Source organism: Amycolatopsis sp. NPDC088138, assembly GCF_044741685.1.
In the GTDB taxonomy this organism is placed as follows: Bacteria; Actinomycetota; Actinomycetes; order Mycobacteriales; family Pseudonocardiaceae; genus Amycolatopsis.
This window is the reverse complement of sequence record NZ_JBIUTB010000006.1, coordinates 308,976-321,654: the sequence shown is the minus strand read 5'-3', so window position 1 is coordinate 321,654 and position 12,679 is coordinate 308,976. Positions and strand designations below refer to the sequence as shown.

11 protein-coding genes are annotated in these 12,679 nt (G+C 72.2%); 3 read left to right on the top strand and 8 right to left on the bottom strand.

What is annotated here, in order from left to right; translation table 11 throughout:
- Complete coding sequence (locus ACIOD2_RS33225) at positions 1–402, top strand: PPOX class F420-dependent oxidoreductase (RefSeq protein WP_400547087.1); 402 nt, start codon at positions 1–3, stop codon at positions 400–402.
- Here ACIOD2_RS33225 and ACIOD2_RS33220 read toward each other — a convergent pair.
- Positions 389–970 carry a TetR/AcrR family transcriptional regulator gene (locus ACIOD2_RS33220; protein ID WP_400547084.1) on the bottom strand — a complete coding sequence of 194 codons (582 nt, stop codon included), beginning with the start codon at positions 968–970 and terminating at the stop codon, positions 389–391. The two genes, ACIOD2_RS33225 and ACIOD2_RS33220, sit on opposite strands and share 14 nt — an antisense overlap.
- A 58-nt stretch (positions 971–1,028) precedes the next feature.
- Between ACIOD2_RS33220 and ACIOD2_RS33215 the strand changes: the two genes are divergently transcribed.
- Positions 1,029–1,742, top strand: a complete 714-nt coding sequence (locus ACIOD2_RS33215) for an SDR family oxidoreductase (protein WP_400547081.1) — start codon at positions 1,029–1,031, stop codon at positions 1,740–1,742.
- Between the two features lie 533 nt (positions 1,743–2,275).
- On the opposite strand, the gene proB is transcribed toward ACIOD2_RS33215, so the two are convergent.
- The 5 genes from proB to ACIOD2_RS33190 form a co-directional block, all read right to left on the bottom strand.
- Entirely contained in the window at positions 2,276–3,385 is a 1,110-nt protein-coding gene (gene proB, locus ACIOD2_RS33210) for a glutamate 5-kinase (RefSeq protein WP_400547078.1), read from the bottom strand.
- Positions 3,382–4,842 carry a GTPase ObgE gene (obgE, locus tag ACIOD2_RS33205; RefSeq protein ID WP_400547075.1) on the bottom strand — a complete coding sequence of 487 codons (1,461 nt, stop codon included), beginning with the start codon at positions 4,840–4,842 and terminating at the stop codon, positions 3,382–3,384. The genes proB and obgE overlap by 4 nt, the downstream gene beginning before the upstream one ends.
- Positions 4,843–4,949: 107 nt before the next feature.
- Complete coding sequence (gene rpmA, locus ACIOD2_RS33200) at positions 4,950–5,210, bottom strand: 50S ribosomal protein L27 (RefSeq protein ID WP_155545674.1); 261 nt, start codon at positions 5,208–5,210, stop codon at positions 4,950–4,952.
- Between the two features lie 41 nt (positions 5,211–5,251).
- A complete protein-coding gene (gene rplU, locus ACIOD2_RS33195; RefSeq protein ID WP_003067132.1) occupies positions 5,252–5,566 on the bottom strand; it encodes a 50S ribosomal protein L21 in 315 nt (104 codons plus the stop codon).
- 163 nt (positions 5,567–5,729) lie between these two features.
- On the bottom strand, positions 5,730–8,780 hold the full coding sequence (locus ACIOD2_RS33190; RefSeq protein ID WP_400547071.1) for a translation initiation factor IF-2 N-terminal domain-containing protein: 3,051 nt from the start codon (positions 8,778–8,780) through the stop codon (positions 5,730–5,732).
- A gap of 540 nt (positions 8,781–9,320) precedes the next feature.
- Here ACIOD2_RS33190 and ACIOD2_RS33185 point away from each other — a divergent pair.
- Positions 9,321–10,751: a S8 family peptidase gene (locus ACIOD2_RS33185; protein ID WP_400547068.1), complete on the top strand. Its 1,431-nt coding sequence runs from the start codon at positions 9,321–9,323 to the stop codon at positions 10,749–10,751.
- A 72-nt stretch (positions 10,752–10,823) separates the two neighbouring features.
- On the opposite strand, the gene ACIOD2_RS33180 is transcribed toward ACIOD2_RS33185, so the two are convergent.
- On the bottom strand, positions 10,824–11,654 hold the full coding sequence (locus ACIOD2_RS33180) for an ABC transporter permease (RefSeq protein WP_400547065.1): 831 nt from the start codon (positions 11,652–11,654) through the stop codon (positions 10,824–10,826).
- On the bottom strand, positions 11,654–12,460 hold the full coding sequence (locus ACIOD2_RS33175) for an ABC transporter permease (protein WP_392760895.1): 807 nt from the start codon (positions 12,458–12,460) through the stop codon (positions 11,654–11,656). Before ACIOD2_RS33175 ends, ACIOD2_RS33180 begins: the two co-directional genes overlap by 1 nt.
- Between the last annotated feature and the right edge of the window lie 219 nt (positions 12,461–12,679).

Here is a 12,679-nt window from a genome sequence, read left to right as displayed (position 1 = left end):
TTGGAGACCACTGTGGAACTGCCCGGCGATCTGCTCGCCCTGTTGCGCGAGCCCAGCCTCTGCTTCCTGGCGACTTCGATGCCGGACGGCTCGCCGCAGCTCACCCAGACCTGGGTGGACACCGACGGCACGCACATCCTGGTGAACACCGTGCTGGGCCACCAGAAACAGCGCAACATCGAGCGTGACCCGCGGGTGGCGCTCAACGTCGCCGACCGCGAGCGGCCGTCGCGCTACTACGCGTTCCGCGGGCAGGTCGTCGAGATGACCGAGGACGGCGCCGTCGACCACATCGAGAAGCTGGCGCAGCGCTACCTCGGCGGCCCGTACCCGTGGTGGGGCGGGCGCGACCAGACGCGGCTGCTGCTGACGATCAAGCCGGACCGGATCAACCCGACATAGGCGCCAGCAGCGCTACCAGTTCTTCGGCCATCTCCGGGCCGATCGGCTCACGGGTCGCCAGGAGCCGGTACCAGAGCGTGCCGAACACGACGTCGATCACCGTGCCGGGGCCGACCCCGGCCGGGAGTTCGGCGCGCTCGCGAGCGCGTCCGACGATCTCGCCGAGTGCGTCGCGGCGGCGGAACAGGAAGTCTTCGCGGAACCGCTTGCCGAACTCCGGGTCGATCTGCGCCTGCGCCATCAGGGCCCGCAGGGTGTCCGCGACCTGGGACTTCGTGCCCATCGCGTAGGTGCGGTCGAGGAAGAGCGCGAGGTCGGCGCGGAACGACCCCTCGTCGGGGATGCGGACCTGCAGGTCCGCCTTCGTCGCGAGCGCGTCGAGCAGGACGTCGGCCTTCGACGGCCACCAGCGGTAGATCGTCTGCTTGCCGACGCCGGAGCGTGCCGCGATCCCCTCGACGGTCAGCGCGCCGTAGCCCGCTTCGGCGGCCAGTTCGAGCGTCGCCGTGAGGATCGCGAGCCTGCTCTGCTCACTGCGCTTGCGCCCGGGACGGGACTGGTCGGTCATGGGATCCGATGGTACCGTCGATTTCGAAACGAGACGTACCGGTTCGAAATGGGGAAACATGAGTATCGCTCTTGTTGCCGGCGGCACCTCGGGCATCGGCCTGGCGACCGCGCGGAGGCTGCACACCCGGGGCTACGACGTCCACATCACCGGGCGCGGCAAGGAACGCCTCGACGACGTCGCCGCGAGCGACCCGCACCTGACCGGACACCGGGCCGACGGCGGGGACGCGGCGGCGATGGCCGCGCTCGCCGAGTCGCTCGGCACGGTCGACGTGCTGGTGGTGAGCTTGTCCGGCGCCGAAGGTATGGGGCCGATCGCCGAGCTGGACCTGGCGATGCTGCGCCGGGCTTTCGACGCGAAGTTCTGGGCGCACCTGACGACGATCCAGGCCGTGCTGCCGCACCTGGCCGCGGACGGTTCGATCACGCTGCTCGGTGCGATCAGCGCCCGGGCCTCGATGCCGGGCACGGCCGGGATCGGCGCGCTCAACGCGGCGGTCGAAGCCCTGGTCAGGCCCCTGGCGGTCGAGCTCGCACCGCGGCGGGTCAACGCGGTCTCCCCCGGCGTCGTCGACACGGCGTGGTGGAGCGGGTTCCCGGACGAGATGCGGGCGGGGTTCTTCGCCCAGACGGCCGCGCAGGTGCCGGTGCGGCGGGTCGCGACCGCCGACGACGTCGCCGAGGTGGTCGCGCTCGCGGCGACCAACGCCAACCTGAGCGGCACCGTCCTGGAGGCCGACGGCGGGGCGCACCTGGTTTCGGTGGGCTGAGCCGGATCGCGTGATCCGCGGGGCATCTCGCGTGATCAGACGGACGACACGGGTACCGGGATGGACGACACGCGTACCCGGACGGACGACACGCGTACCTGGAAGGTCGGCTCACGTTCCCGGACGGTCGACTCGCGCACCTGGACGGTCGGCTCGCGTACCCGGACGGTTGACACGCATACCTGGGCGGACGACACGCGCACCTGGACGTGTCGGCTTGCGTACCCGGACGGACGACACGCGTACCTGGAAGGTCGGCTCGCGTACCTGGGCGGTCGGCTCACGTACCTGGCGGTCGGCTCACGTGCCCGGAAGGTCGGCTGCGTACCTGAGGGACGACACGCGTACCCAGATGGACGACTCGCGTGCCTGGAGGGTCGGCTTGCGTGTCTGGGGGTCGGCTCGCGTGCCTGGATGGACGACACGCGTGCCCAGGTGGACGGGTCGCGTGCCTGGAGGGGCGGCTTGCGTGTCTGGGGGGGGCAGCTTGCGTGTCTGGGGGGTCGGCTTGCGTGGTGGGGGCGGGGCGGTGGTTAGCGGCGTAGGGGGACTAGGTCGTCGGCGTGGACTACCTCGCGTCGCTGCTCTGCCGGTAGCTCGGGGGTTGAGCGGCCGATCAGGTCTGGCAGCTCCGTGGCGTCGAAGGCGACCACGCCGCGGGCCACCGCGCGGTCGTTCGCGTCCACCAGGTCGACCACGTCGCCGGCCTGGAAGTCGCCGTCGACGCCGGTGATGCCGGCGGCCAGCAGCGAACGGCGGCGGCGGACCACCGCCGCCACCGCGCCGTCGTCGATGCGGAGCTTGCCGGTGGTGTCCGCCGCGTAGCCCAGCCAGAACCGGCGGGCCGACAGGCGGGTGTCGGCCGGGGCGAAGGCCGTGCCCGGCGACGCCGTCGTCAAGGCCGCCGACGCCTCCGAAGCCGCCGCAAGCAGGACCGGGATGCCGGCGCCGGCCGCGGTGCGGGCGGCGGCCAGCTTGGACACCATGCCGCCGGTGCCGAGGCCGGAGCTGGAGATCCCGACCGAGATACCGTCCACATCGGACTCCGACAGGACCTCGGTGAGCTTGCGGGTGGCGCCCTCGCGCGGGTCGCCGTCGTAGAGACCATCCACATCGGACAGCAGGATCAGCGCGTCGGCGCCGATCAGGTGCGCCACCAGGGCGGCCAGCCGGTCGTTGTCGCCGAAGCGGATTTCCTCGGTGGCCACCGTGTCGTTCTCGTTGACGACCGGGACGGCGCCGAGCGCCAGCAGCCGCGAGAACGTCCGCTGCGCGTTGCGGTAGTGCGACCGCCGCACGACGTCGTCGGAGGTGAGCAGCACCTGCCCGACCGTCAGCGAGTACCGCCCGAACGACTCGGCGTAGGCGTGCGCCAGCGCGAGCTGCCCGACACTCGCCGCCGCCTGCTGGGTGGCGAGGTCCTTCGGGCGCTTACCCAGCGACAGCGGAGCGAGGCCGGCGCCGATCGCGCCCGAAGAGACCAGCACGATCTGCGTGTCGGCCGCGACCCGCGCAGCGATCGCGTCGACCAGCGCGCCGAGCCGGACCGGGTCGAGGCCGCTGCCCGCGGTGGTCAGCGCCGAGGAACCGACCTTGACCACCAGCCGCCGGGCGGCGGCGATGGCCTCCCGCGTGCCGCTCACGCGTCCAGGTCCCCGTCGGCGCCTTCCGGCTCGTCCGGGCCGTCACGGCGGATCCGGCGGGCTTCCTTGCGTTCGGACGCGCCGATCCGGTCGTGGTTCTCGAGGCGGACGTCGGTGCCGCGGCCGGACAGGTGCATCGCGACGCTCGGCGTCGACGGCTCCCACTCGAACTGGACGTCGCCGATCGTGACCGGGCTGCCCGGGCGCGCGCCGAGCTTCGCCAGCTTGTCCTCGACGCCGAGGCGGTTGAGGCGGTCGGCGAGGTAGCCGACGGCTTCGTCGTTGCCGAAGCTCGTCTGGCGGATCCACCGCTCCGGGCGCGTGCCGCGCACGATGAAGGCGCCCTCTTCCTCGGGGTCGACTTCGACGGTGAACCCTTCGTCGTTGACGGCGAGGGGCCGCAGCACGATCGTCTCCGGCTCCAGCACCGGCTGCATCTCGCGGTACTCCTCGACCACCTTGGCGAGCGCGAAGGTCAGCTCGCGCAGGCCCTTGCGCGACGCCGTGGAGATCTCGAACACCTGGAGGCCACGGGCCTCGAACTCCGGCCGGACGAAGTCGGCGAGCTCGGCCGCTTCCGGGACGTCGATCTTGTTGAGGACGACCACGCGCGGGCGCTCTTCGAGCTTCCCGCCGAGGCCCGGGGTGTACTTCGAGAGTTCCAGCTCCAGCGCGTCCACATCGGACACCGGGTCGCGGCCGGGCTCCAGCGTCGCGCAGTCGACGACGTGCACCAGCACCGCGCAGCGCTCGATGTGGCGCAGGAAGTCGAGACCGAGGCCCTTGCCTTCGGACGCGCCGGGGATCAGCCCGGGGACGTCGGCCATCGTGAAGACGGTGTCGCCGCCGGTGATCACGCCGAGGTTCGGCACCAGCGTGGTGAACGGGTAGTCGGCGATCTTCGGCTTCGCCGCGGACAGCACCGAGATCAGCGACGACTTGCCGGCGGACGGGAAGCCGAGCAGCCCGACGTCGGCGACCGAACGCAGCTCCAGCACGAGGTTGCGGGCTTCACCCGGCTCGCCCAGCAGCGCGAACCCGGGTGCCTTGCGGGCCTTCGACGACAGCGCACGGTTACCGAGGCCGCCGCGGCCGCCCTGCGCCGCGACGAACGTCGTGCCCGGGCCGATCAGGTCGGCGACCATCTCGCCGTCCTCGGTGAACACGACGGTGCCGGACGGCACCTTCATCACCAGGGTCTCCCCCGCCGCGCCCGCGCGGTCGCCACCCTGGCCCAGCTTGCCGCTGCCCGCCTTGGCGTGCGGGCGGAAGTGGAAGTCGAGCAGGGTGTGCACGTTCGGGTCGACGACCAGCAGGACGTCGCCGCCGTTGCCGCCGTTGCCGCCGTCCGGGCCGCCGAGGGGCTTGAACTTCTCGCGGTGCACCGAGGCGCAGCCGTTGCCCCCGTCACCGGCGGTCAGGTGGATCACCGCGCGGTCCACGAAACGGGACGCCATGACTTGCCTCTTTCATTCGCGAGCAGGGGATACACAAAACAAACGAGGGGTGGCGCCGGATATTCCGGCTCCACCCCTCGTCAGAAGGTCTTCGTCGAAGCCGGAACTCAGGCTTCGACCGGCACGACGATGTTGATGGTCTTGCGACCACGCTTCTCGCCGAACTGGACCGCGCCGGCGGCCAGCGCGAACAGCGTGTCGTCGCCGCCACGGCCGACGTTCACGCCCGGGTGGAACTTGGTGCCACGCTGACGGATCAGGATCTCGCCGGCGTTGACTTCCTGGCCGCCGAAGCGCTTGACGCCGAGGCGCTGCGCGTTCGAATCGCGACCGTTGCGGGAGCTGGACGCACCCTTCTTGTGAGCCATGGCTCAGCCCTCTTTCTGAAAAAGCAGATCCGGAGAAGTTCTTACAGGGAGATGGCGGTGACCTCGACGCGGGTCAGCTTCTGCCGGTGACCCTGACGCTTGTGGTAGCCCGTCTTGTTCTTGAACTTGTGGATCCGGATCTTCGGACCCTTGGTCTGCTCGACGACCTTGCCGGTGACCGAGACCTTCGCCAGCGCGTCGGCGTCCGTGGTGACATCGCCACCGTCGACGTACAAAACGGCGGGGAGAATGTGCTCGGTGCCCGGCTCGCCCTCGAGCTTCTCGACCTCGACCACGTCGCCGACGGCAACCTTGTACTGCTTGCCGCCGGTCTTGACGATCGCGTACGCCGACACGGAAGTCTCCTGCATTACTCGACAATGGGTGGGGGCCCCGCGCGATCGGCCCGCCTCCGGAAAGGCGGTCCTGCTCTCACGCAGGCGGCCTACTCTGGTGGTAGGCCGTACTACAGGTTACGTGGGGTGCCCCGGTGCGTTACCACCGGGGTCCCCTTGGTGTTCAGTTAGCGCTCTGCTCCGAGGCCTTGACCGGCGGACCGGCCGGGCGGGACGCGGCCCGGCGCGGACGGCGCCGGGTGGCGCGTCCAGCCGGTTCGGGCACGCTGACCTCGGGTTCGGCGACCGCCTCAGCGGCCTCCGAAGACTGTGTGACGGGCTCTTCCGCCGGCTCGGGTGCCGACGAACGCTCGACGGCCGGCTCCTCCAGCGGTGCCGGCGTCTCGTCCGCCTCGGTGGTCACGGGGGTGTCCGCGACCTCCACAGCCGGTTCCGGGGCCACGACGGCCTCGTCCGGCGTCTCGGTGGCCTGGGAGGCTTCCGCCGTGTCGGTCACCTCGGGGACGGGCCCGTTGCCGTTCAGGGCGCCGTGCTCGTGGGGCTGGTCCTTGACGGCCTTGGACGCGTTCGCCATGGCCGCCACCGCGGACGCGATCGACTCGCGCTTCTCCGGCGGCGGAACGACGTGCACCTCGTCCTTGACCGCTTCGGCCGGCTGCGGCGCGGCTTCCTCGCCCTTGCCACCACGGCCGCGCGACCGGCGGGAGCTCTTCTCCCCGCCGCCACCGCCGCCGTTGCCACCACCGTTGCCGCCGCCGTTGCCACCGTGGGAGTGGCCCGTGCTGCCGGCCGTGCGCTGCGGTTCGGTCGAGACGACCACGCCGCGGCCCTTGCAGTGCTCGCACGGCGTCGAGAACGCCTCGAGCAGCCCGGTGCCGATCTTCTTGCGGGTCATCTGGACCAGGCCCAGCGAGGTGACCTCGGCGACCTGGTGGCGGGTGCGGTCGCGGCCGAGGCACTCGGTGAGGCGGCGCAGCACCAGCTCGCGGTTGGACTCGAGCACCATGTCGATGAAGTCGATCACGATGATGCCGCCGATGTCCCGCAGCCGCAGCTGGCGGACGATCTCCTCCGCCGACTCCAGGTTGTTGCGGGTCACCGTCTCCTCGAGGTTGCCGCCCGAGCCGGTGAACTTGCCGGTGTTGACGTCGATGACCGTCATCGCCTCGGTGCGGTCGATCACCAGGTAGCCGCCCGAGGGCAGCCAGACCTTGCGGTCGAGGGCCTTGGTGATCTGCTCGTCGATCCGGTGGTCGGCGAACGCGTCACCGGTGCCGGTGTAGCGCTTGACCCGCTCGGCCAGCTCCGGCGCGACGTGCCGGACGTAGTCGTTGATGGTCTCCCACGACCGGTTGCCCTGGATCTCCAGCTTGGCGAAGTCCTCGGTGAAGAGGTCACGCACGACCTTGACCAGCAGGTCCGGCTCTTCGTAGAGCATGGTCGGCGCGCCGCCCTTGCGGCCGGAGCCGGCGTCGGCCTTCTCCTTGATGACGTCCCACTGGGCCTTCAGGCGGTCGACGTCGCGGCCGAGCTCCTCCTCGCCGATGCCCTCGGAGGCGGTGCGGATGATGACACCCGCGTCCTCCGGGACGATCCGCTTGAGGATGTCCTTGAGCCGGCGGCGCTCGTTCTCCGGCAGCTTGCGGGAGATGCCGGTGGCGCCGCCCGCGGGGACGTACACCAGGAAGCGGCCGGGCAGCGAGATCTGCGTGGTCAGCCGGGCGCCCTTGTGCCCGACCGGGTCCTTGGTCACCTGGACCAGCACGGAGTCGCCGGTGGAGAGCGCCTGCTCGATCTTGCGGGCCTTGCCCTCCAGGCCGGCGGCGTCCCAGTCGACCTCACCGGCGTAGAGCACGGCGTTGCGGCCGCGGCCGATGTCGATGAACGCGGCCTCCATGCTCGGCAGCACGTTCTGGACGCGGCCGAGGTAGACGTTGCCGACGATCGAGCCGGAGCCCGACTGCGTCACGAAGTGCTCGACCAGCACGCCGTCCTCGAGCACGCCGATCTGCGTCGACTCGCCCTTTTCGAGGACGACCATCGTGCGCTCGACCGCCTCGCGGCGGGCGAGGAACTCGGCCTCGGACAGGATCGGAGCACGGCGGCGGCCGGCCTCGCGGCCGTCACGGCGGCGCTGGCGCTTGGCCTCCAGGCGCGTCGAGCCGCGGACGCTGCGGACCTCGTCGCGCGCCGGGCGCTCGCGCTCGGCGCGTTCGGCCTGCTCGGCCTTGGCCTGGCGGACGTGGGTGACGGTGTTGGGCGGGTCGTCGGTGCCGGTGTCCCCGCTGTCGTCGCCGTCCGAGCCCTTGCGGCGACGGCGGCGGCGACGGCGCTTGCTGCCGCCTTCACCGTCGTTGTCGCTGTCGTTGTCGGAGTCGTCTTCGGGCTCCTCCGCGGTGTCCGGCTCGTCCTTGACGGCCTTTTCGTCCGCGTTGCCGTTGCGGGAGCGGCGGCGCGCGGGCTGCTGCTGCGGCTCCTCCTCCTCGGCCTGGGCGTCGTCGCCGTCGTTCTCGTCACTGCCGTCGGCACCCTTGCCGCGGCCGCGGCCGCGGCGGCCACGGCGGCGACGGCGGCGGCTGTTGGCGTCGTCACCGTCGTCGTCACCGGAGTCGGTGGCCGGCGTGGTGTCCTCGGCCTCCTCTTCCTCGGCGACCTCGGGCTCGGGCTGCGGGTGCCTCTGCTTCACCGGGGCCGGCGGCTCCGCGAACGGGTCGGCCGGCTTGCGGGCCGGCTTGGTCGCGGCGGGCTCGGGCGGCAGGAAGACCGGCGACGGCGCGGCGAACACCGGCAGGTGCGCGCGGGTCTTCTGCCGCGGCCGCGGCCTCTCGGCCTCGGCGGCCGGCACCTCGGGCACGGCCGGGGCGGCGGACCGCTGCGGCTCGGCCTTGGTCCGCCCGGCCGGGGCCACCTCGACGTCGCCACCGGAAGCCGGCGCGACCTCGACGTCACCGCCGGAAGCCGGGGCCGCTTCGACGTCGCCGCCCGAGAAGGCCTCGGCGACCTTGAGCGCCACTTCCCTGGTCACGCTCGACTGCGCGCTGCGGACGCTTTCGCCCAGCTCGGCCAGCTTCGCGAGGACGTCCCGGCTGTGCGACTCGAGCAGCTTGGCCAGTGCGTGCACCCGGATCCGGGCGGGCAGGTCGGCCAGCGGCCCGGTCGTGGGTGTGGCGGGATTCCCGCCGGTGTGCTCGGCGGGTGTTTCCGCGTTCGACATGTGTCTCCTCCGCCCCCGGGCGCGTCTGCCGGTTCAACCCGGCAGGGACGCGGCCGCGCAGGGGCCCCTTTCTGTTCGTTCCGCCGTGGTGGTCACCAGCGGCGGGAATCCTTGCCCGACGACCGGGCGCCGCACCATCGACTCCCGATGGCGCGCAACCCGGTCAAAGGTCTGCTCGGCGGCGTGCGTGCCCAGGCCTCACGGCCCCCGGGCCGCCCGCCACGTCGTCCAGCCACCCGGCTCGCGGGCGGCGACGCGCGTGGTGCTGATTCATGCACTTCACCGGGCCACCACTCCGCAGGCAGCACCTCTCACGTGCGCCCCGCGGCCCAGCGGCCACCCGCAGTATCCCACACCCGGTGACTGCGCCGGTGTACTCGGTACCTCCGGCAGGCCGCCCGGGCGCGCCGCGAGGGCACCGGCCGGGCGAACTTGGCCGAAGAGCTTGTCCGCCGGGCGCGCGGTGGCTAGCGTGCGGCTCGGGGTGGCCGGGCGCGCACGCGCCGGCACCCGCGGTTCCGGTATCCGGTGGGAGGTCAGGTGTCCCTGCTGGCGCGGCCGCTGCGGGCGGCCGTGTGCACCGTCCTGGTGCTTTCGGGATGCGTCACCGCCGGTCCGGCGGCGGCCGGCGAGTCGTCCTGCGCCCACGGGCGGACCCTCCGCTACGTCGTCACCTTCGACCGCGGCACGGCCGAGACCGCCGCACGTTCGGAGATTTCCGGCGCCTGTGGCGCCACGACCGTGTACTACCCGCAGATCGCCGTCGCCGTGGCCACCTCCGGCGATCCGGGGTTCGGGTCGCGGATCGGGCTGGACCGGACGTTCAGCGCCCAGGGCGAGCGGCTGGCCGCCCAGCACGCGACCGACCCGGTGAAGCCGCAGCCCGCGCGGGCCGCGCTGCCGGCGACCGACCCGGCTCGCGTCCCCGATGCGGACCTCAGCGACCGGCAGTGGGACATGCAGGCGATCAACGCGGGCTGGGCGCACAAGGTGTCCGACGGCAGCCGCGACGTCGTCGTCGGCGTGCTCGACTCGGGCATCGACCCGGCCCACCCGGACCTGACCGCGGCGCTGGACCGCGACGACTCCGCCGGCTGCCTCACCGGCGCCCCCGACCAGGACCGCGGCGCGTGGGCACCGACGACGTCGGTGCACGGCACGCACGTGGCCGGGATCATCGCGGCGGCCGACGACGGCCACGGCGTCACGGGTGTGGCGCCCGGTGTGCGCGTCGCCTCGGTCAAGGTGATCGACGACCGCGGTTACGCCGACCCGGAGGCCGCCGTGTGCGGGCTCATGTGGGCGGCTTCGCGGCACATGCAGCTGACGAACAGCAGCTTCTTCGTCAACCCGTGGTCGCTGTCGTGCATCCGCGGCGACGACCGCGGGGTGGTGCACGAAGTGCTGGCCAGGGCGGTGGAGTACAGCACGTCGGCGGGCACGCTGAACGTCGCGGCGGCGACCAACGAGGCCGTCGACCTGACGCCCTCCGCGCGTTCGGGCACCCCCGGCGCGGGCACCGGCTGCGAGGCCCTGCCCGCCGGGCTGCGGGACGTCGTCGCGGTGTCGGCCGTCGGCGCGGACCGGGTGAAGGCGGGGTACAGCTCGTACGGGCTGGGCGTGATCGACGTCACCGCTCCCGGCGGCGAGACCGGCCAGTGCGTGCTCTCGACGATCCCGGGCGGGTACGCGCCGCTGTGCGGGACGTCGATGGCGGCCCCGCACGTCGCCGGGGTGCTCGCGCTGCTGGCGTCGTCGCATCCCGGCGCGGGCCCGCGGCAGCTGCGGCGGATCCTGGACGGGCAGGCGACGCCGATGCCGTGCCCGGCCGACTACGACCTGACCGGGGACGGCACCCAGGACGCGTACTGCGCGGGGTACGAGGGGTTCAACGGCTTCTACGGGCACGGGATGGTGGACGCGATGGCGGCGGTGGCGCCGCGGAGCGGGCGGCCGGACCCGGCTCGCTGACGTCACCACCCGGTTCTCGCGTGATCATGGACGGGAGCGGTCGACTCTCGTGATCGGAGGGTCGACACGGCGTCATGTGAGCAGCAGTTTCGCGATGCGGCGGGTCGAGGCCCAGAGGCCCACTCCGCCCAGGACCAGCAGGTACGCGAGGTTGCCCAGCATGCTCGGCGAGAGGAAGCCCGTCGCCAGGCCGTGCATCAGCTCGATCGCGTGGTAGAGCGGGAAGCAGCGGACCACCCACTGCAGGGGCTCCGGGTACACCGTCAGCGGGAAGAACGTCGTCGAGAACAGGAACATCGGCATCAGCACCAGCTGGATGTAGTCGAACTGGGCCGTCGACTTCACGAACGTGACCAGCGCCATGCCGATCGCCGAGAACGCCAGCCCCACCAGGAGGGCGGCCGGGACCATCAGCAGCGCCCACCACGACGCCAGCAGGCCCATCGCCGCCGCGATGCCGAGGAACGCCACCGCGTAGACGCCACCGCGCAGGATGGCCCAGCCGATCTCGCCCAGTGCGACGTCCAGCGGGCCGATCGGGGTCGCCAGCATCGCGTCGTACAGCTTCGCGTAGCGCAGCTTGAAGAACAGGTTGAACGTCGATTCGAACACGGCGCCGTTCATCGCCGACGTCGCCAGCAGTGCCGGGGCGACGAACGCGACGTAGCTCATCGGGCGGCCGTCGGGGCCGGTGACCTCGCTGACGAGCCTGCCGAACCCCAGCTGGAACGCCAGCAGGTAGAGGAACGGCTCCGCCGCGCCGGACAGGAAGATCAGCCAGCTGTTGCGGTAGACCATGGTCGCGCGCTCGATCAGCGCGCTCGCCCGGCCGGCGTACAGCCCGGGCGGGAGGATCCGCAGCAGCAGCCCGACGCGCCGCGGTGGGGCCTGGACGCTCACCATCAGACCACCAGCCTCTTGTAGAACGCCCGGTGCGCCAGCGCCCACCCGGCCGCGAACAGCGCCGCGAGCACGGCGAAGTGGCCGAGCATCGCCCAGCCGCCGACCCCGCCGACGCTCACGCCGCGGGCCAGCTGCGAGCCGTGCCACAGCGGGGAGAGCCAGGCCAGCCAGCGGATCGCCGCGGGCAGCTGGGAGATCGGGAAGAACGTGCCGGAGAACAACGTCATCGGCATCACGACGAAGCGGAAGATCAGGCCGAACCGCTGACCCTCGTCGGACGTGCGGGCCGCCAGCGCGGTCATCGGCGTGGTGCAGGCGAGCCCGGTGACCGTGCCGGCGACGATCACCAGCAGCACGCCCGGCCCGGTCCAGGCGCCGAAGAACACCGCGACGAACGCGTAGATCGCGCCGGCCAGCGTCAGCCGCAGCGCCGACCAGATCAGGTGGCCGCCGAGCACCTGCCCGGGTGACACCGGCGTGGCGGTGACGGCCAGGTAGTCCTTCTGCCACTTGAACCCGGACAGCACCGGGTAGCTCGACTCGCCGACCGCCTGCTGCGCGGCACCGGCGGCGAGCAGCGCGGGCGCGATGTACTGCAGGTAGGAGAGCCCGCCGGTGACCGCGCCGGGCCGCACCTGCGACCCGAAGCCCAGCCCCATGGCGGCGAGGAACAGCACCGGCTGCAGGCCGGTGGAGTAGAGGGTCGTCAGCCAGTGCCGGCGGTACCAGGTCCAGTGCCCTTCGACGCGCAGCCAGGCGCCGTGCCACCGGCCGACCACCCGGCCGGAGGACTCGACGGTGGTCATGGCCGCCTCCCTGCGCAGTTCCGGAGGTTCGGGGCGGGACGAGGTAGGGGGTTCGGCGCTGGGTGGCTCAGGTGAGCGAGGCTGCGGTTGCCGGCTGCGACCGGCGAACCCGGCCACGGGAGCGGCCACGACCAAGGCCGACTGGCCGCGCTCCTGCGATCCACACGAATCAGCCCTGGATGGCTCAGGTGAACGAAGCCGCGGTCGCCGGCTGCGACC